This is a genomic window from Bacteroidales bacterium, assembly GCA_026418905.1.
GTDB lineage: Bacteria > Bacteroidota > Bacteroidia > Bacteroidales > DTU049 > JAOAAK01.
Map to the genome: position 1 here is coordinate 1 of JAOAAK010000030.1, position 19,101 is coordinate 19,101.

17 protein-coding genes and 4 tRNA genes are annotated in these 19,101 nt (G+C 35.2%); 8 read left to right on the forward strand and 13 right to left on the reverse strand.

The annotated features are described in order from the left end of the window. From N2Z72_06220 to gyrA, 10 genes are all read right to left on the reverse strand, one after another. Positions 1–262: GTP-binding protein (locus tag N2Z72_06220; GenBank protein MCX7697273.1), on the reverse strand; the 262-nt coding region annotated here is incomplete at its 3' end. A 39-nt stretch (positions 263–301) separates the two neighbouring features. Beyond that, a tRNA-Thr gene (locus tag N2Z72_06225) sits at positions 302–376 on the reverse strand. 5 nt (positions 377–381) lie between these two features. Continuing rightward, positions 382–454, reverse strand: a tRNA-Gly gene (locus tag N2Z72_06230). Between the two features lie 5 nt (positions 455–459). Further along, positions 460–542: transfer RNA gene (locus tag N2Z72_06235), tRNA-Tyr, on the reverse strand. Between the two features lie 18 nt (positions 543–560). Further along, a tRNA-Thr gene (locus tag N2Z72_06240) sits at positions 561–633 on the reverse strand. 94 nt (positions 634–727) lie between these two features. Continuing rightward, positions 728–1,021, reverse strand: coding sequence for a ribosome-associated translation inhibitor RaiA (gene raiA, locus N2Z72_06245; GenBank protein ID MCX7697274.1), 294 nt, complete (start codon positions 1,019–1,021; stop codon positions 728–730). An 11-nt stretch (positions 1,022–1,032) separates the two neighbouring features. Then, a complete protein-coding gene (locus N2Z72_06250; protein MCX7697275.1) occupies positions 1,033–1,923 on the reverse strand; it encodes a tyrosine-type recombinase/integrase in 891 nt (296 codons plus the stop codon). A gap of 64 nt (positions 1,924–1,987) precedes the next feature. Beyond that, complete coding sequence (rpsU, locus tag N2Z72_06255) at positions 1,988–2,185, reverse strand: 30S ribosomal protein S21 (protein MCX7697276.1); 198 nt, start codon at positions 2,183–2,185, stop codon at positions 1,988–1,990. A gap of 42 nt (positions 2,186–2,227) precedes the next feature. Beyond that, complete coding sequence (locus N2Z72_06260; GenBank protein ID MCX7697277.1) at positions 2,228–3,427, reverse strand: tetratricopeptide repeat protein; 1,200 nt, start codon at positions 3,425–3,427, stop codon at positions 2,228–2,230. Between the two features lie 38 nt (positions 3,428–3,465). After that, positions 3,466–5,934: a DNA gyrase subunit A gene (gene gyrA, locus N2Z72_06265; GenBank protein ID MCX7697278.1), complete on the reverse strand. Its 2,469-nt coding sequence runs from the start codon at positions 5,932–5,934 to the stop codon at positions 3,466–3,468. A gap of 117 nt (positions 5,935–6,051) precedes the next feature. Here gyrA and N2Z72_06270 point away from each other — a divergent pair, with 117 nt between their 5' ends. Genes N2Z72_06270 through N2Z72_06300 form a run of 7 tightly spaced genes read left to right on the forward strand, consistent with a single transcriptional unit; the run spans position 6,052 to position 14,499 of the window. Next, positions 6,052–8,652 (forward strand): ATP-dependent Clp protease ATP-binding subunit, encoded by a 2,601-nt coding sequence (locus N2Z72_06270; GenBank protein ID MCX7697279.1) that lies wholly within the window; start codon positions 6,052–6,054, stop codon positions 8,650–8,652. 10 nt (positions 8,653–8,662) lie between these two features. Next, positions 8,663–10,138 (forward strand): hypothetical protein, encoded by a 1,476-nt coding sequence (locus N2Z72_06275; protein MCX7697280.1) that lies wholly within the window; start codon positions 8,663–8,665, stop codon positions 10,136–10,138. Positions 10,139–10,143: 5 nt separating this feature from the next. Then, entirely contained in the window at positions 10,144–10,755 is a 612-nt protein-coding gene (locus N2Z72_06280) for a hypothetical protein (GenBank protein MCX7697281.1), read from the forward strand. Then, on the forward strand, positions 10,752–11,555 hold the full coding sequence (locus N2Z72_06285) for a 1,4-dihydroxy-6-naphthoate synthase (protein MCX7697282.1): 804 nt from the start codon (positions 10,752–10,754) through the stop codon (positions 11,553–11,555). Before N2Z72_06280 ends, N2Z72_06285 begins: the two co-directional genes overlap by 4 nt. After that, positions 11,552–12,529 carry an ADP-glyceromanno-heptose 6-epimerase gene (rfaD, locus tag N2Z72_06290; GenBank protein MCX7697283.1) on the forward strand — a complete coding sequence of 326 codons (978 nt, stop codon included), beginning with the start codon at positions 11,552–11,554 and terminating at the stop codon, positions 12,527–12,529. Before N2Z72_06285 ends, rfaD begins: the two co-directional genes overlap by 4 nt. Beyond that, positions 12,522–13,274 carry a hypothetical protein gene (locus N2Z72_06295; protein ID MCX7697284.1) on the forward strand — a complete coding sequence of 251 codons (753 nt, stop codon included), beginning with the start codon at positions 12,522–12,524 and terminating at the stop codon, positions 13,272–13,274. Before rfaD ends, N2Z72_06295 begins: the two co-directional genes overlap by 8 nt. A 1-nt stretch (position 13,275) precedes the next feature. After that, entirely contained in the window at positions 13,276–14,499 is a 1,224-nt protein-coding gene (locus tag N2Z72_06300; protein MCX7697285.1) for a 3-deoxy-D-manno-octulosonic acid transferase, read from the forward strand. Here N2Z72_06300 and N2Z72_06305 read toward each other — a convergent pair. Genes N2Z72_06305 through N2Z72_06315 form a run of 3 tightly spaced genes read right to left on the reverse strand, consistent with a single transcriptional unit; the run spans position 14,471 to position 18,254 of the window. Next, positions 14,471–15,484, reverse strand: a complete 1,014-nt coding sequence (locus N2Z72_06305) for a hypothetical protein (protein ID MCX7697286.1) — start codon at positions 15,482–15,484, stop codon at positions 14,471–14,473. The genes N2Z72_06300 and N2Z72_06305 overlap by 29 nt on opposite strands. Continuing rightward, the gene (locus tag N2Z72_06310; GenBank protein ID MCX7697287.1) at positions 15,457–17,712 is read right to left on the reverse strand and encodes a DUF3352 domain-containing protein; all 2,256 of its coding nucleotides are present in this window, start codon (positions 17,710–17,712) and stop codon (positions 15,457–15,459) included. The genes N2Z72_06305 and N2Z72_06310 overlap by 28 nt, the downstream gene beginning before the upstream one ends. Beyond that, positions 17,709–18,254 carry an O-acetyl-ADP-ribose deacetylase gene (locus N2Z72_06315; GenBank protein ID MCX7697288.1) on the reverse strand — a complete coding sequence of 182 codons (546 nt, stop codon included), beginning with the start codon at positions 18,252–18,254 and terminating at the stop codon, positions 17,709–17,711. The genes N2Z72_06310 and N2Z72_06315 overlap by 4 nt, the downstream gene beginning before the upstream one ends. A gap of 101 nt (positions 18,255–18,355) precedes the next feature. Here N2Z72_06315 and N2Z72_06320 point away from each other — a divergent pair, with 101 nt between their 5' ends. Then, on the forward strand, positions 18,356–19,075 hold the full coding sequence (locus N2Z72_06320) for an NYN domain-containing protein (protein MCX7697289.1): 720 nt from the start codon (positions 18,356–18,358) through the stop codon (positions 19,073–19,075). Positions 19,076–19,101 lie beyond the last annotated feature (26 nt).

Sequence of the window (19,101 nt, forward strand, 5' to 3'; positions counted from 1 at the left end):
AGTCAGCATGACCAGGACAGTCAATGTGTGCATAGTGTCTATTGGCTGTTTCATACTCAACATGTGCAGTGTTAATTGTTATACCTCTTTCTTTTTCTTCTGGTGCATTGTCAATAGAATCAAATGAACGATACTGTGCTAATCCCTTCTCGGATAATATAAGGGTTATAGCTGATGTTAATGTGGTTTTACCATGATCGATATGACCAATGGTACCAATGTTCACATGCGGTTTTGTGCGTTCGAATTTTTCTTTTGCCATGTTATTCCACTTTTAACTGTTACTTACTTTGAATTTTGTTGGAGCCTTTGGCGAGAGTTGAACTCGCGACCCCTTCCTTACCAAGGAAGTGCTCTACCCCTGAGCTACAAAGGCACTTGAGCGGATGACGGGATTCGAACCCGCTACCTAAAGCTTGGAAGGCTTTCGCTCTGCCAAATGAGCTACATCCGCATCCGTGGGGGGAGAAGGATTCGAACCTCCGAAGGCATAAGCCAGCAGATTTACAGTCTGCCCCATTTGACCGCTCTGGAATCCCCCCTGCTATACTAAACATAAGAGCCGATGGAGGGATTCGAACCCCCGACTCGCTGATTACAAATCAGCTGCTCTACCAACTGAGCTACACCGGCAACTTTCTCATTCTTTCAAGCTTTCATTAAGAAACTTGCGAATGGGCTTGCAAAGTTATAAACTTTTTTTAAAAAACAAAACGGTTTAAAAAAATTATTTTTTTCTTTCCTTGTGCCTTTCTAGTTGCTTTTTTAAAGCATCCACAGCAAGATCGGTCGCTTCTTGAAACGTTTTGCACTGTTTTTTGACAAATAAATCATTGCCAGGAACGAGAAGTTTTATTTCAATAATTTTGTCTTGCTGATCTCCAGATTTTGATTCTTTTAAAATCACCTCTGATTCAAGTATTTTTTCATAGTAAGAACTTAGTTTTTTAATTTTTTCAGTTACATAATTTTCGATTTCTTGACCTGCTTTGAAATGGAGAGAACTGATTTTAACTTTCATATCTGTATCTCCTATGATTTTGGATGAAATTTTTCGTACATTTGCTTTAAATATGTAATGTTCGTGTGAGTATAAATCTGGGTTGCGCTAAGATTAGCATGTCCCAAAAGTTCTTTTATAGAGTTTAAATCTGCTCCTTCCTGTAGAAGATGAGTAGCAAAAGTGTGCCTTAAAACGTGTGGATTCTTTTTAGTTGATTTGGTATAAGTACTTAGGAAGTCGGATACAATTCTGTAAACCATTCGAGGATAGACTTTTTGCCCTTTGTCTGTTAAAAAAAACCAATCTGGAATTTGTTTTTCCCCAAAAAAGTCTTTTTTTCTTTGCTTGTAAATTTTAATTTCTTCGATAAGACTATCATGAATGGGTATAAATCTTTCCTTGTTTCTTTTACCTTTGACTCGAACAATACGTCTTGCTTCATCTAAGTCGTCAGTTCTTAAGTTTGTAATCTCAGAAACACGCATTCCTGTAGCGTAAAGGGTTTTGATAATCATCATGTCGCGAATTGTAGGGAATGAAGAAATGTCTTTAAAAGGGAATGAAGCAATGAAAGACATCTGATCTTTTTGAATAAAATGAGGAAGATTTTTTGATAGCTTAAAGTTTTGTACGTTAAACAAAGGATTTTTTTCAGCAATATTAGATTTTATTAAATATTTATAAAAACTTTGCAAGACAGTTTTTTTTCTTTTCAGCGTTCTAGTAGAGATTCCACTCATGGCTAGTTCACTAAACCATGATCGGATAATGGTCGGATGTATATGAGATAAATTTATGTGGGGGTAATTTTTATTAACATATTCTTGGAATTGAATAAGATCATTTCTATACGCTTTAATAGTATGAGCAGAATATCGCTTTTGTTTTTCAAGATATGCAATAAATAATTCAATATACATAAAAAAACTAATTCCCTAAAAAACGGAATAAATATACAATAATTTTTTTAAAAAAGCAAATTTTTTAATTATGGGTTTGAGAAGACATTAGTCTTTGAATAAAAAGCGCACGTGCTCTTGCTTCCCTTCTTCTTTCTGAAGGTTTAATATAATGTTGCCTTTTACGTAATTCTCTGGATAGACCTGTTTTTTCAAATCTTCTTTTGAGCTTTTTTAGGGCCTTATCAATGGTGTCACCTTCTTTTAACTGAACGATTATCATGTTATTCTCCTTTTTTAGTCTGCAAAGGTATAAAATTTTAAATTAATTTTTCATCGAATCCCTAATTTGTTTCATCTTTGATGCTTTGTCAACCATATTGAGCTTAGAATAAAGTCTGTAAAGGGTGTCGACGAGCTGGAAATCGTTTGGATTAATTTGATAAGCTTTTTCCAGGTAAGGTATTGCTTTTTCCCAGTAATTGATATATTTTTTTCTTGCGTTCTCAAATTCTTCTTCTGAAGCATTAACAGGAAGATTGTTGGCAAGCTCATATGCTTCAGCTCCTAAGTTGTGGTAAAGAGCTCCCAAATTGTAAAGAACATCGTAATAGTCTGGTTTCAATTCAAGAGCCTTTTCGTAGGCTTTGATGGCTTCTTCAATAAATTTGTTTTTATCTTGCTCATTTTGGATATTGGATAATAATTTGCCATAATTTGCACCAATGGCAAAATATAATGTGGGATTTTTGGGATCTTTTTCAATAGCTTTCTGAAGGATATCTTGAGCTTTAGCTATATTGTTGGATTTAAGGTAATAGTTAATTTCTGTGATTAACATAGGAAGTGAATCTGGAAAAAGATTTCGACCCAAGTTGATAATTTTTTTTGCATTGATCGTATCGTTTTTTTCCAAGTATATACTGGATAAGATAAGATAAGGTTGTAAGTTTTTAAATTTCATTTTCAAAGTTAATTCATTGAGATTCTTAATGGCCAAGGCTGTGTCTTTCAAATTTAAAGCACATAAACTTATTAAGTAAGTTGAAAGGGTATCACGCTGGTTTTGAATGATAGCATTGGTTTTTTTTGATTTTTCAAAAAATTTCATGGCTTCTGTGTAATTTCTTCCATTGTATAATTCTACACCTTTGTTATAATATTCTTCCGCTATGTATTGCAAACCCATCTTTGGAGATGGAGGATTTACAGTTGGGAAAGCAAATTCAGGATCAAGTTGAATACATTTGCTGTAACTAATAAAGGCTGAATCTAACGGATTAACAACAAGCTTATTATACTTTTCTTCTTTGGATAATGCTATAGCAAGATAAATGTTTCCTCGGTAGAGCCATGTTTTGGGTTGATTCATTGTCTGAGGATGACTGATAGTAGGTTCGATACTTTCAAGAGCCTTATCAAGTCTACCCTGTTTAAGATAATTATATGCACTAACCACCAAGGGATTCTGGGCATATAAAAAATAGGCCCCTAATAAATAAAATATCAAAAAAACTGTTTTCATGATAGTGTTTTTATTTTTCTTGCAAAAATATTGCCATTTTAATCGTTGTTATTAAAATGATCAGAAATTATTTTTGCCACAGATGCAATGGAATCATTTTCAGAAAGTTGAAGAAGTTTAACACCTTGTGTTGCTCTCCCCTGAAGTGGAAGATCTTTAACTTTAAGGCGTATAGCAACACCACTGGTGTTAATAATCATTAGTTCGTCCTCATCGGTTACTGCATGAATAGAGACAAGATAACCTGTTTTATCTGTAACTTGAATTGTTTTGACACCTTTACCTCCACGATTGGTAATTCTATAATCTTCGATGGGGGATCGTTTTCCAAAACCTTTCTCAGAAACTACTAATATATGTTTTTGGGGATTATCAATGCATACCATACCAATGACTTTGTCGATCTCGCCTTGCAAGGTGATGGCTTTAACACCTGTAGCATTTCTTCCCATAGGACGAACAGTAGACTCATTGAAACGAATAGCTTGGCCGAATCTTGTAGCAATGATAACTTCGTTTTTTCCATCTGTAAGTTCAGCCTGGACAAGATTGTCTTCAGGACGTATGTTAATAGCCACTATTCCTGTTTGGCGAGGTCTGCTATATGCTTCCAAGCTTGTTTTTTTGATAATACCTTGTTCTGTACAGAGTACTATGAAATTGTTGCGAATGTATTCTTGATCTGAAAGGTTGCGAGTATTGATAATGGCCTGAATTTTATCGTCTGGTTCGATAGCTATAAGATTCTGAATAGGTCTTCCTTTGGAATTTCTACTGCCTTCAGGTATTTCAAAAACCCTAAGCCAATATACTTTACCTTTCCGAGTGAAAAAAAGTAAATAATCATGATTAGAAGCAACATATAAATGTTCAAGGACATCTTCTTCTTTAACATCGCTTGCTTTAAGCCCTTTTCCTCCCCTGTTTTGGGTACGGTATTCTGAAAGTAAAGTTCTTTTAATGTACCCTTTTTGTGAAATAGTGATCACTACACTTTCGTTGGCTATAATATCTTCAATTCTAAATTCATCAGCTTGATACACAATATCCGTCAGTGGCTCATCAGCGTATTCTTTTTTGATTTCCAATAGTTCTTCCTTGATAATTTGCATTTGGAGAGATTCATCGGTAAGTACTTGTTTGTACCAATCGATTTTTTGCAAAAGTTCTTGGTATTCGTTTTGCAATTTTTCTCGCTCAAGTCCAATAAGTGAACGTAAGCGCATATCGACGATAGCACGTGCTTGAATGTCGGTTAGATTGAATTCTTGCATAAGTCTTTCACGAGCTGTTTCAACGGTGTCACTGGACCGAAGTATTTCGATGACACGATCAATATTATCAAGAGCGATTAGGAGGCCTTCTAGAATATGGGCTCTTTTTTCAGCTTCTCTGAGCTCATATTTTGTTCTTCGTAAGACTACTTGGTGACGATGTTCAACAAAGTATTTAATAAGATCCTTTAGATTTAAAAGCATGGGTCTTCCGTGAACTAAAGCTATATTGTTCACATTGAAAGCTGATTGAAGAGGAGAATGAAGGTAAAGCTGATTAATGATAACACTAGGTATTGCATCTTTTTTCAATTCTAATACTATTCTTATACCTTCTCGATCACTTTCATCTCGTATATCAGTGATTCCATCTATTTTATCCTCGTTGACTAGATCTGCAATTTTTTTGATGAGTTCAGATTTGTTTACCTGGTAAGGTATGGATTTAATGATAAGTTGGCTTTTACCGTGGCTTTCTTCTATGTCTACTTGACCTCTTATGATTATCTTACCTCGACCAGTACGATATGCTTCACGAACACCTTCGTAGCCAAAGATGATTCCACCAGTTGGGAAATCAGGAGCTTTAATGTATTTCATGAGTTCGTCGATCGTAATATCGGGATTGTCGATATAAGCAACAATTCCATCAACAACTTCTCCAAGGTTATGAGGGGGCATATTAGTTGCCATGCCAACGGCTATGCCACTGGCTCCGTTGACAAGAATATTAGGTATTTTAGCAGGGAGGACGGTAGGCTCTTGTAATGTATCGTCGAAATTGAGCTGGAAATCAACAGTCTCCTTTTCAATGTCTGCGAGCATTTCTTCAGCAATTTTATGAAGTCTTGCTTCAGTGTATCGCATTGCAGCAGGACTATCTCCATCTATGGATCCAAAGTTTCCTTGTCCTTCAATCAAAGGATATCTCAAAGACCATTCCTGTGCCATGCGTACCATGGCATCGTACACAGAACTATCGCCATGGGGATGATATTTTCCTAACACTTCTCCGACAATACGTGCGGACTTTTTTGTTGGCTTTGATGAAAGAACACCCAATTCATACATTCCAAAGAGAACACGGCGTTGGACTGGTTTTAGTCCATCACGAACATCTGGAAGAGCGCGAGAGACAATAACGGACATACTGTAATCGATGTACGCCGTTTTCATTTGCTCTTCTATGTTGATTTTGATAATTTTCTCATTCTTAATTTCTTGTTCGTTCATTTTTAGTTCTTTACCTGAGAAATTTGCAGCGAAGTTAAAAAAACTCCTAAAATGACAACAAGTGAATCATATGTTTTTTTAAAAACGTATAACTTTGTACTAAATCAATAGTTATTCATGGAAGCTAAGTTTTCACAACAATTAATAGAAATCATTTACTATAGCAACGAGGAAGCTCAACGTCTGGGAAGTCGTTTGCTTACGACAGAGCATTTATTTTTAGGTTTGCTTAGAGAAGGGAAGGGAATGGCAGTAGATATTCTAAAAAATAGTTACCAAATTGACTTACAACAATTAAAAAAAGAAATTGAAAAAAAAATTCAACAAACTGATATAGCTTCTACTCCTCGAAAAAATAATACGTCGATTCCCATATCTCGTGAAGCTGACCAAATTATGCGATTGTCTTTATTGCTAGCTCGCGAATTCCGATCCACGTATGTAGAAACAGAACATTTTCTGCTCGCCATTTTGAAAGAAAGAACCAATAATGTAGCTATTCTTCTTCAGGAAAAAGGCGTAGAATTTGCACACGTCTATTCTTTGATAAGAAAGCATTATGAGCATTTTAAGGATCCTGATTTTACTCAACATGACGAGGATAAATATCAGATTGAAGATGCTTTTTCGATGGATGATGACGACGAAGATGCTAATTTGTTTTCTTCTTCGAAAAAGAGTACTGAAAGCAAAAGCAAAACCCCTGTTTTGGATAACTTTGGACGAGACCTAACTAAACTTGCTTCTGAAAACAAGTTGGATCCTATTGTGGGACGAGAGAAGGAACTTGAGCGTATTGCTCAAATTTTGAGTCGTCGTAAAAAAAACAATCCCGTATTAATTGGTGAACCTGGTGTTGGTAAATCTGCAATAGCTGAAGGGCTTGCCATTCGTATTGCTGAACGAAAAGTACCACGTACACTTCAAAATAAACGTCTTGTAATGCTAGACTTAGCAGCCCTTGTAGCTGGGACTAAATACCGAGGTCAATTCGAAGAAAGAGTAAAAGCCTTACTAAATGAATTGGAGAAGAATCCTGATGTGATATTATTTATTGATGAAATTCATACCATTGTCGGGGCGGGTGGTGCTAGTGGTTCGTTGGATGCATCAAATATGTTCAAGCCTGCTTTGGCGCGTGGTGAAATTCAGTGTATCGGCGCAACTACACTTGATGAATACCGAAACTACATTGAAAAAGATGGAGCTCTTGAAAGGCGTTTCCAAAAAGTGATGGTGGAACCAACTACCATCGAAGAAACTATTACCATCTTGAAAAGCATTAAAAGTCGATACGAAGACCATCATCTTGTTTTTTATACCGACGAAGCGATCGAAGCATGTGTTTTGCTAAGTGAACGATATATAAGCGATAGAGCACTTCCTGACAAAGCTATAGATGTCATGGATGAAGCGGGATCACGAGTTCACCTCAAGCACATCCATGTACCTCAAGAAATTCTTGACCTCGAACAACAAATCCTAGAAGTAAGGGAAAAGAAATCTCAAGCTATTAAAGCTCAACGTTACGAAGAAGCTGCTCGTTTCAGAGACCGTGAAAGAAATCTTTTAATAAGTCTCGATAAAGCCAATGAAAAATGGAATGAGTTAGCTTCTCAGCATCGAGAGCTGGTTACAGAAGAAGATGTTGCTGAGGTGGTTGCTATGATGACTGGCATACCAGTGACCCGTATCGCTCAAAATGAAAGTGAACGGTTACTGAAAATTGAAGAAGAATTAAAGTCAAAGGTAGTAGGACAAGATGAAGCTATAACCAAGATTGCACGTGCCATTAGACGAAACCGTGTAGGTTTGAAAGATCCTAATCGACCTATTGCAAGCTTCATATTCCTTGGTCCCACAGGTGTCGGAAAAACGTACTTAGCTAAGGTACTTGCTCGATATTTATTTGATACTGATGATGCTTTGATTAGAGTTGACATGAGTGAATATATGGAAAAATTTGCTGTTTCGCGCCTTATAGGTGCTCCTCCTGGTTACGTAGGTTATGAAGAAGGAGGTCAGCTAACAGAAAAAGTAAGAAGAAAACCTTTCAGTGTTATTTTGTTGGATGAAATAGAAAAAGCTCACCCCGATGTTTTTCATCTACTCTTACAGGTACTTGACGAAGGACATCTAACGGATAGTCTAGGAAGAAAGGTTGATTTCAAAAATACCATCATTATCATGACAAGCAATATTGGTACTCGACAACTCAGAGAATTTGGTCAAGGGGTTGGTTTTTCTACCCAGGCTAAAGAGCAATCTAAGGCAAATTATACTCGGGGGGTTCTCGAAGCAGCCTTGAAGAAAGCTTTTTCTCCTGAATTTTTGAATCGAATTGATGATGTGATTATCTTCAATAATTTGAATAAAGATCAGATTCAGCAGATAGTTAATCTTGAACTTTCTGGCATATACGAACGTTTGCGTGAGAAACGCATCCAACTTGAATTAAGTCAGGAAGCCATGGATTTTATCATTGAAAAAGGTTGGGATCCTACATTTGGAGCACGCCCTCTCAAAAGAGCTATTCAAAAGTATATCGAAGATCCCATTGCTGAAGAAATTATCAAACGCAATATACATCACGATGCTTACATTAAAGTTGACTATTTCGAAGGTCAAGATGAGCTTGCCATTACTATAACTCAAGAAAAAGCAGAGGACGAGGAAAAGAAAAACATGGGCCAAGATTCAGGTATTTTAACATCCTGAATTTTTCTTGATGAGACGAATCTTGATTTTTTTTAATATTATTGTTGTTCTTTTGTTTGTGACTATATGGATATTACTTTTTACATTCAAAAATAATTTTTATGGTAGTGGACTCGATCAGGTTCGAGGTAAATTGAAAGAATATCAATATTTTTCTGAATCTTTCCCATACTTTTTCTATTATCCTTCAAATATAGTTGGCTTTTTAACTTCTGAAAAAGATACAGCTTTAGTTTGTGGTTTGTGGTATTTTAATGTCAGAAAAAAAGAGTTAAAACATCATTTTTTGGAAACTCAGGAGAGAATTAGCAAAATTTTTTCCATTCTTCCCATTTCCGACACAGGTTTTTATTTAATTGGGAAAACAATCGATAGTATGTCGTATGTTTTGTTTAAAATTGAGCCTCATAATATATGGAAAAAACGTTTTTATTTATCGTCACCTTTAGTTTCAATTTCATTTCATCAAAATAAAATATGGTTATTTGTGCGAGGAAGCAAAGGCTATGTTGTAGAAGGATTATATCTTGAGAAAGATAGCTTGCAGTCAAAAAAGTATCGATTGCCTAATTTTTTTAATCGTATTTCTTATCCTGTGGGTGTCTTATCTGACGGAAAAAGATTTGAATTTCTATTTTATACAACACATTATCCCTACAAAGGTGTTTGGATTTGGTATGATACAACTCGATTCTCTTACTTTATGTTATACGATGAAAAGTTGACTTATCCTTTGTATTCGGTTCATATTAGAAAACCTCTGCATCAAATTTTAAAAAAAATCAACAAACTTCGGTTTGGCCTTGTTCCGGACAACTTTGAAAAAGAATGGTGGGATGTAGAATTCGACTCTCTTTTTCTTAAAAAAATTCCATATGTAGCAGGTTTTTATCGAACCATATTCAAGCATAAAAATTTACTTGTAAATGTTCTTGAGGAGGAATCTAAAAAAAACTGGATTTTACATGCTTGCGAAACTGATAAACCTCGATATAATTTTCTTTTTTTTAAAAAAAAGAAAGGAAGTTTTGTTTTGCATGATATTAAAAAAGATAGAGATGTAGCATTTCTTAATGACGAAAAACCAGCTTTGTTGCTTCCTATGTCAGAAGATACATTGCTTTTTCTTACATCAAAATTTAATATGGCATATGTATCTCCCAAAAAGGGACTTTTGGGATATCGATCTTTTTTTAAACTCGTTAATTATCGGATTTTAATAAATAATCCGAAGAATATGTTTTTATTTGAAGCCGTATTGCCAACATGGGATACTCTTGCTATGTTTTTTATTCTTTATGGACTTCCCATATTGATTTTAATTTCTTTGTTTGTTTTTTATCTTGTTGATTTGCTTAGAAAACCTTCCTTTTTTTATGAAGAAAAAATTCCGCTTCATTTTCGTTTGTTGCCAGCTACGTTGTTGTATTGTGTGGTTTTTTTCATAAAAGCTTTTGATTTTATTCATTTGTTTTCATTGTTCTAAAAATCATGAAAATTCTTATTACTTCGGCTACTGACCTAGAAATAAATGCAGTGAAAAACCTACCTGTAACGGAAATTCATTATTTGGTGACGGGAGTTGGGGTACCATTAACACTGTCATCATTACTCGATTTTCTTTATTGGCACCCGGTAGACATAGCATTTCAAATAGGTATAGCTGGTTCATACCGTGAAAGCATTGCTGTAGGATCGGTTGTGTTAATAGACATGGATGCGTTTGCTGATATTGCTTGGCATCGTGGTAATGAAATGATTCCTATTTATGCTTCTCTTCAAAATCCTTATTTCGAACTTGATGGCTTTATTTTATCTTCCATGTATCCTTTCAAAGAAAAAGGTTTGAGAGCTGTTACGGTTAGTTCTCCTACTGTGGATCCAACTTCAAAAAGATGGATCCAGAAGTACTGGAATCCAGATGTTGAATCCATGGAAGGAGCTGCTTTTTACCTTGCTTGCCGTATGCGAAACGTTCCGGCTGTTCAGATCCGAGCTATTTCCAACTATGTGGGAGACCAACGTTCTTCATGGCAAATCCCGCGTGCTCTTAGTTCTTTACGAGATTTTGCAGTTGATTTTATTCAAAAATTTCTAAAATGAACTTTCATTTTGGTATTTCCCCTTGTCCTAATGATACGTTTATGTTTTATCGATTTTTACTTGATTACCCCAATGTACAAACCTCCTTTTTAGATATTGAGCAATTAAATCGAGGTTTGCTTGAAAAAAAATTTGATCTTGCAAAATGCAGCATTTCGTTATATCCACAAATATCATCCGATTATGCTATATTGCCAACAGGGATGGCAGTAGGTTTCGGGAACGGACCTCTTTTAATTTCAAAAATTAAAGATTTGGAATTAAACGATTCTACTTTGGTTGCTATTCCTGGAAGAAATACCACAGCATTTGCCCTCTTGCGAAAGTATTTTCCTCAATTACAAAATTTTAAGGAGGTCGTTTTTTCATCCATTCCATCGTTGGTTGCCAAGGATTTGGTTGATGCTGGGCTCATTATTCACGAGAGTCGTTTTACTTACGATAAATTAAGTCTGAAGAAATTGTTCGATCTTGGAGATCTTTGGGAGAAAGAAACAAATTTACCTTTACCTTTAGGAATTGTTGTTATGAAAAGAAAATGGATTGCTGATTTTGCTGTTAGGTGGACGGAAAAAATTCGCACGTCTATCCTTTATGCGTGGGAACATTTTGATGAAGTACTCCTCTTTTGTCGACAGCATGCTTCGGAAATAGAAGACGAGGTGATGAAAAAACACATTCAACTTTACGTTAACGAATATTCATTGGATCCTGGAATTGAAGGTCGACTAGCAGTTGAACATTTTTTGGCAATGTTTCACAAAGAGAACGTATTTTTGTCGGATATCTGGGCGATATGAAAAGAAAATTGGCCATTGTTACTGGAGCAGCAGGATTTATCGGGTCTGTACTTGTTCAAAAACTCCATGAAGCAGGATGGGAAAAGATTATTGGAATTGATGATTTTACGAATCGTGCAAAAGAAAAAAACTTTATTTCTAAACCTTTGACCGACATTGTGCCTCGAGAAAAGGTAGATGATTTTTTAAGCCAATACAGTAAAGACGTGGCAGTAGTTTTCCACATGGGTGCCCGAACAGATACGATGGAAAAAAACACTGCCGTGTTTGATCATCTGAACGTTCTTTCTTCAAAAAAGTGGTGGAACTTTTGTACCGATGAAAGTATTCCATTGATTTATGCATCTTCTGCAGCTACATACGGCAATGGTGAACATGGATTTGACGATGCTCATGAAAAGGTTCCCCTTCTCAAGCCGTTAAATCCGTATGGGCAAAGTAAGCAAAAATTTGATCTGTGGGCCTTAGACCAATGGCGTAAACCACCATTCTGGTATGGACTTAAGTTTTTCAACGTCTTTGGACCAAATGAATATCATAAAAATAAAATGGCATCGGTGATATTTCATGCCTTTCATCAGGTCAATAGCACGGGAAGAATTAAACTTTTTCGTTCTCATCGGGCTGATTTTGGTGATGGAATGCAAGCAAGAGATTTTATTTATGTGAAGGATGTAGTAGATGTGATGAGATTTCTTTTTGAGAAATTACCAGAAAATGGTATTTATAATGTTGGAACCGGCAAAGCAAGAACGTTTTTAGATCTAGCCCATGCTATTTTCAAAGCTTTAAACAAAAAAATTCAGATTGATTTTATAGATACACCAGAAGAAATTAGGTCAACCTATCAATATTTTACAGAAGCCAAAGTTGACAAGTTAAGGAAAGCTGGCTACTGCAAGGAATTTTATACGCTGGAAGATGCTGTTCATGAATATGTTACTCAGTACTTAATCCCAGAGCGTTATGTTTAGGAAATTTTTTTTCCTTTTACTGATTCTTCCATTGATTGCCATACCCCAAAAGAAAGATTCTATTTCGTGGTTGGCTTTTCATGCCAGTATGGGTTTTCACCTGCCAGGTGCCGATCTATCGGAACGTTTTGGTCCTAATCAGACAGTTGGTGCTGGAGTTCAGTGGAAATCACCAACAAATTTTTTTCTTAGGGTTCACGGAAATTATATCTTTGGTGGGATAGTCAAAATCAAAGACAGTTTGTTTCGTGAAATCTCTACCAGTGATGGATATGTCATCGATGGGAATGGTCAATACGCTGAAATTTACACGTATGAACGAGGTTATTATATCATACTTGATGGTGGGAAAATCTTACCAGTTGGTTTTTTACCTCATATAGCTTCAGGGTTGATGGTATCTGGAGGAGTGGGTTTTTTGCAGCACAAGATCAGAATTTATAATCCTGAAAACACGGCTCCTCAGGTGATAGGGGAATATGCAAAGGGTTATGATTTTCTTAGTAATGGTATAGCATTTAGACAGGGTCTAGGTTTGTCATGTTATAAGCTTAAAAAAATTTTTAATGTTAGAATTGAACTCGAAATTATTGAAGCTATTACACGTTGTCGGCGTGATTATCTTTTTCCGCTACATGGACCAGACAAAAAAACTCGTCTCGATTTGCTTTTCGGAATTATGATTCAATATTACTTCCCAATCGATATTACCCCCAAGAAAAAAAGTCATACATACTATTTCTAAAATGAGATGCTTGTATACTTTTTTTGTTCGGTTTTATGCTTTATTAATCTGCATGGCTGCAATGTTGGGCCATGACAAAGCTCGAAAGTGGTATAAAGGGAGAAAGCAGCCATGGCATGGATTTGATCCTCATGAAAAAATTATTTGGATGCACGTATCTTCCCTTGGTGAATTTGAACAAGGAAGGCCACTGCTGGAAAGATTGAAACAAGATTTTCCTCGATACAAGATTTTGCTGACTTTTTTTAGTCCGTCTGGATATGAAGTGCGTCGAAATTTCTCTCTTGCTGATAGAATCATGTATCTTCCTGTCGATACACCTGGAAATGCTAAAAAGTTCTTAGATTTTTTTCGTCCGACCGTATGTATTTTTGTTAAATATGATTTTTGGTTTAATTTTCTGAGAGAGATTTTCAGACGGAATTTACCGATTTTTTTTATTTCTGTTCATTTCAGATCCCGGCAATATTTTTTTAAATGGTATGGACGATGGGCTCTAGGACATTTGCGAAAAGTAACTCTTTTTTTTGCTCAGAGAGAAGAAACTTGTTTGTTACTCAAAAAGCATGGTATAACTCAATGCATCGTTGCTGGAGATACGCGATTTGACAGAGTAATTTCAGTAGCTATTCAGGATAAACGCTTTCCAGTTTTGGAAAAATTTGCAAGTGAACATTTGGTCTATGTAGCTGGTTCAACATGGTTTGAGGATGAAAAATATATAGCCCGTGCGGTTTCATGGTTTCCTCATATGAAATTTATTGTTGTTCCTCATGAAGTTAGTGAAGACCGTTTACGTCAGATAGAAAAATTGATGCCTATAAAATCAATCAGATTTTCATCCATCGATCAGGATGTAGTCGTTGATCATTATCGTATTCTGATCATTGATCAGATTGGCATTTTGAGTGCGTTATATAGATATGCAAATATAGCTCATGTAGGAAATGGTTTTGGTAGTGGCATTCATAACATTTTGGAGGCTGCTGTTTATGGCGTTCCTGTAATATTTGGTCCCAATTATAGAAAATTTTCGGAAGCCATTGAGCTCATTGAAAGAGGAGGTGCTTTTTCTTTTTCGAATCCAGAAGAGTATAAAAAAATAATCAAATTTTTACTCGACGAAAAAGTTCGACAACAAATTAAGAATATTTGCAGTACTTACGTATATTCAATGGCTGGTGCTACTGAACGAATCATGAGAATAATTTCTTCTTATCTTTGAGATGTATGAGCCATCTTTGCAAGACTGAACTTAGCATGATCCACGTCATGAAATGAATAAAAAGAGCAGCACGAGGGGGTTCGGCATCTTTCATCACAAAAGTAATGAACAAAAGATAAATAAGCCAATAGATCAGGAGAGATTGAAAAATTCCTTTGTTTCTTTTCTCTGTTAAAGGCAAATCGAATATGTATTTAATAATCCCCCATAACGCGGAAATCAAAAGTGTTTGAGGTAGCAACATGATGTTCTGCCAACTTGTAGCTAAAAAAGCATGAAAGTAGTCGATATGAGATTGTTCGTGAAGCAGTTGAAGTCTCGACAACGAAGCTGGAATAAAAAAATGAACAATCCAACCTATAACAAAAAATAAGATAGGTATGAAATATTGCGGTTTCTTATGATTGAGAAACCAGCTTAATAGGAGCATGAAAAATATAAGTCCAGCAGTTTCTCCTATGCCTGCTATGAAAAATGAAAAGACAGATGTTAATCCCACGTGATATTGTTTGTTTTCCATATGGTAAAGAATGGGTAACATCATAGCAAGGCCTATGCTATGGCTTAAGATTCCACTTGGCCAAAAAAGCGTGTCTGCTTTAGCAGGCAAACTTAAAATTATCATTTCAAAAAATAAGCATGATAAGAGAATTCTGACAGAAAAAACGGAAGTTAATTTGGGTAGAACTAGGTAAGAGATGAAAAACAATAGAAGGAGAAATCCTCCAACGATTGTTGGGTAAATCCATGAAGTAGGTAGATAGAATAAAATTGTTTGTAAAACTGCAGTGGTAAATCTTCCATTAGAATGGTGAAACCATGTATTGAGGTCTTGAAATAAATTACCACTTCGCGTAAAAGTCAAGTACCAAAAATCGTCGCGCGAAAGATCGTAACGAAAGCTTTCAAATACGATCCATCCAATGAAAAAGAACCATTGAATGACAAAGATGGATATTAGCGTTTTTGAGATCCTTTTTTCCATTTTTCTTTGTCAATAACTTCACCGAGTTCTGTGTAATATTTCCATTTACCTTCTTTTTCCCCATTTTTGTAATATCCCTCAATTTTTATGTTACCAGATTCATAAAAATAAATAGCTTCTCCATTCAACTGGTCGTCTACGTAATTTAATTTAGCTTTTGTCTTCCCACTGAGATAATACTCAATGTATTGCCCTTCTCGTTTATCCTTTTTGTATTCACAGATAATTTTAGTTTTAGGTTCCTTTTGGTCGTAATAAACGATCACTCTCCCATCTATTTTCCCTTTCTGATAGGGAACAGTTGCCCATAAGTTACCTGATTCGTAGTAATATTTCCATAGACCTTCTTTTTTGTTATCTACCAATCTACCTACTAGCATTACAGGTTTTTCTTCTAATTTGTCAGTTTTATGTAGATTTTCGTCTTTTTGATTTTCGTAATACTTGACTATGGTGCCATCATCAAAAATATCATAAGAGTCAAAAACTACATCGATATCTATCATCATTATTGAATCCAGCTCATTTGTAAAAATATCTTCGGCATCTCGTTCCAGGTCTAACAATTCTGTCTCATACCAAGCATTTTCGTCGTAATTGATGGCAATGCTGCTTTGATAAATTCCTTTTTCTGAACCATTAAGAGTTAGGTCAAGATATTTAAATGAAGTAAAAATACCCTTGTTTTCTAGAAGGTCATCTTTATTTTTAGGTAAGGTATAGCGATAAAGATGTTGAAAAATACGTGGACCTTGAACGACGACTCGAATGTGGTTATCGTCGGAAAAATCATTAAAAAACAAACGTGCATTTTCGTTGTTAGCTAAAGTCAGGTTTTTTTCATATTTATCTATGAAATACATAAGTAGGGTGGGAGAATTACTGAAAACGACAAAATCTTCAAGAAAAATGTAGTAAGGCTTTTCGAAGCTGGCAAAAAGTTTTCCAAAAAAAAGCTTAAAAAAACCTTTTAAACCAAAATAATGTATAGTATAGTTTTTATATGTTTCTTCTTTTTCTTTAATGGGGATCCACCGTGATATCTTTTTGCTAATTGTCTGAAGATTTTCATATGCTTTTTTTATATCATTAGTATGAAAGATAAAAAGATAATCGTTTTCTTTGACGTTAGGAAATGGAGGCAATTTGACGATCGAAATTTCTTGACCAATCCAAGAAAAAAAGTGTTTTTCTACGTCAATTCCAAACAACTTCATAGCTTTTTGTATTCGTTTTTCGTAAGGTTCAAAGGATTTCAAAGAAGTGTCTTTCGATTGATATTCTTTCAGCTGACGAAGGAAGTCGGGAAAATTTTCAAAAGTCAAGGATACCATGTAGGCCAGGTTATCGGGTATAATTTGATGGGAATATATTTTACCTTGACTTGTATTATGAAGTGAGTGGAGCAAACTAAATGAAGTATCGTTTAAATACAAAGCTCCTTTAAGCTTAATCTGATTTTCATCGATTTGAATGGTGTATGCTCCTAATGTAAAAGTTTTTTTGAATTCGTCAAGGATGTCTTTTTCAGATGTGAAAAAGGAAAGATATGAATTGAAATAGGGTTGAAAGAAATATATATTGCATAAACCACCGGAAAGGTATGTGCTAATCCTCTTTAAAGCTTGATTTTTTTCAAATGTATTTGCTTTTTGTCCCTGTAAAATGGCTTGTTGAACAAGGCTTTTGGTGTAAGAAATGAGGACAATATTTTCTACCAATGAAAAATAAAGTAGAGGCTTGGATTGAACAATATAAATTTTTTCGTTTTCAAATTTTTCTTTTTCAATATCGTACGTAAATTGGCTGGCTAACTGAAAGATGAAATCTTTAAGCAATGAAATAAAACGAGCCTTCTTGAGGTCGATAATGAATAAAAAATCATAGTTGTTGTTCGAAGTCAAGTGGCATGAAATAAGCATCGGACGGTTTTTCATGATGGAATATAGCTTCGAGTTATTTGCTAGTTGTTCATCAAGGTAGTTTGCGTCTTCGTTGATGCTCTTCATGAGGGGGTCCTGCAAAAGATGTTGCCATATTTTGTTTTCTTTAAGTTGATCCCATGCATCAAGGACATCATTGGTTTCTATAATAAAAGCAGCATCAGGTGGAACAAAATTCCAACATGAATAATTACTTGATTTTGAAAAGAACAAAAAATATGTAGCAAGTCCTCCTGTCAAGAGGATGGAAATTCCGCCGATCCATAACAATAACTTTTTTCTCATATGATCTGAAAATTAAGTTCCCTATCCATCAATTTATTTTGGTAAACTTCAAATGCATTTTGATTAAAAGCAACAAAAATGACATGCATATCAGGATATTGAAGTGATTGCAAGGTTTCTAAAACTGCTTGGATGGCTATATCCGTAGCTTCTTCAATGGGGTAACTATAAATTCCGGTGCTAATTCCAGGAAAGGCTATTTCTTTGATTTTATGAGCGTGAGCAAGTAAAAGAGAATTTTTATAACACTGGTAAAGAAGCTTGTCTTCTCCATGCTTGCCATCTTTATAAATGGGGCCAACAGTATGTATTATATACTTAGCAGAAAGATTAAAACCAGGAGTAATTTTAGCTTCACCCGTCGGACAACCCCCTAACGTAGCGCAGTATTCACGCAAAGCAGGCCCAGCAGCACGATGAATAGCACCGTCAACCCCTCCACCCCCTAGGAGGGTCGAATTGGCTGCGTTTACAATGCATTCTACGTTCATTTTTGTAATATCGCCCAAGTGCACAGATAATTTGATGTGATGCTTTTCCATATTGATAGATTAAAAATATTTTAAAATAATGTTAAGTTTTTACGTACATATAAACAAATAGAGTATTATATTTTTGTCTACAAAGTTATAAATTAATCTATATGAAAAAAACAGATCTTCTACGAATCGCCATGTTTTACGATGGCAATTATTTTTTGCATGTTAGCAATTTTTATAATCATGTCCATCCTAAGCAAGCAAGAATTAGTATTAACGGTTTGCATCAATTTATACGCCATTTTCTTGCCAATGAAGAGGAAATTGACGTAAATTATTGCCAGATTGTTGAAGCTCGTTATTACAGGACAAGATTCAGTGCTAAGGAAATTGGACCAAAAGGAAATCAACTATTTTTTGATCGTTTGTTTGATGATATTCTAGTCTCGGAAGGAGTTATTCCATTTCATTTCCCAATCCGGACAGTTCAGGGTGTAAAAATGGAGAAAAGTATTGCTGTGTGGCTTTCTCTTGATGCTTTCGATATTGCCATTCAGAAAAGATTTGATGTTTTTGCTCTTGTTGCTTCTGATGGAGATTACCTACCTTTGGTAAGAAAACTTAATTCCCTTGGTATTAAAGTTCTTTTAGCTAGCTGGGAATTTGAATATATTGATGACTTTGGTCAACAAAAGATGACTAAAACTTCTCAAGATTTGATCAAAGAAGTCACTTATCCTGTGTTTTTGAATGAATTGATTGATGATGAAAACAACAAAGATAACGTGCTGATCAACAATATTTTTGTAGCAAAAACTGATAAAAAAGAATACGATAATTACGAAGAGAATTTAAATTCTTTTGAGAAGAATATGATCTATTGATGTAAAGCAGGTTGCTTGAACTTACT

Excerpts from the sequence above, each read along its gene's own strand:
- raiA (MCX7697274.1), bottom strand. The coding sequence starts at position 1,021 with ATGAAAGTTAAAATCAGTTCTCTCCATTTCAAAGCAGGTCAAGAAATC.
- N2Z72_06250 (MCX7697275.1), bottom strand. The coding sequence starts at position 1,923 with ATGTATATTGAATTATTTATTGCATATCTTGAAAAACAAAAGCGATAT.
- rpsU (MCX7697276.1), bottom strand. The coding sequence starts at position 2,185 with ATGATAATCGTTCAGTTAAAAGAAGGTGACACCATTGATAAGGCCCTA.
- N2Z72_06260 (MCX7697277.1), bottom strand. The coding sequence starts at position 3,427 with ATGAAAACAGTTTTTTTGATATTTTATTTATTAGGGGCCTATTTTTTA.
- gyrA (MCX7697278.1), bottom strand. The coding sequence starts at position 5,934 with ATGAACGAACAAGAAATTAAGAATGAGAAAATTATCAAAATCAACATA.
- N2Z72_06270 (MCX7697279.1), top strand. The coding sequence starts at position 6,052 with ATGGAAGCTAAGTTTTCACAACAATTAATAGAAATCATTTACTATAGC.
- N2Z72_06275 (MCX7697280.1), top strand. The coding sequence starts at position 8,663 with ATGAGACGAATCTTGATTTTTTTTAATATTATTGTTGTTCTTTTGTTT.
- N2Z72_06280 (MCX7697281.1), top strand. The coding sequence starts at position 10,144 with ATGAAAATTCTTATTACTTCGGCTACTGACCTAGAAATAAATGCAGTG.
- N2Z72_06285 (MCX7697282.1), top strand. The coding sequence starts at position 10,752 with ATGAACTTTCATTTTGGTATTTCCCCTTGTCCTAATGATACGTTTATG.
- rfaD (MCX7697283.1), top strand. The coding sequence starts at position 11,552 with ATGAAAAGAAAATTGGCCATTGTTACTGGAGCAGCAGGATTTATCGGG.
- N2Z72_06295 (MCX7697284.1), top strand. The coding sequence starts at position 12,522 with ATGTTTAGGAAATTTTTTTTCCTTTTACTGATTCTTCCATTGATTGCC.
- N2Z72_06300 (MCX7697285.1), top strand. The coding sequence starts at position 13,276 with ATGAGATGCTTGTATACTTTTTTTGTTCGGTTTTATGCTTTATTAATC.
- N2Z72_06305 (MCX7697286.1), bottom strand. The coding sequence starts at position 15,484 with ATGGAAAAAAGGATCTCAAAAACGCTAATATCCATCTTTGTCATTCAA.
- N2Z72_06310 (MCX7697287.1), bottom strand. The coding sequence starts at position 17,712 with ATGAGAAAAAAGTTATTGTTATGGATCGGCGGAATTTCCATCCTCTTG.
- N2Z72_06315 (MCX7697288.1), bottom strand. The coding sequence starts at position 18,254 with ATGGAAAAGCATCACATCAAATTATCTGTGCACTTGGGCGATATTACA.
- N2Z72_06320 (MCX7697289.1), top strand. The coding sequence starts at position 18,356 with ATGAAAAAAACAGATCTTCTACGAATCGCCATGTTTTACGATGGCAAT.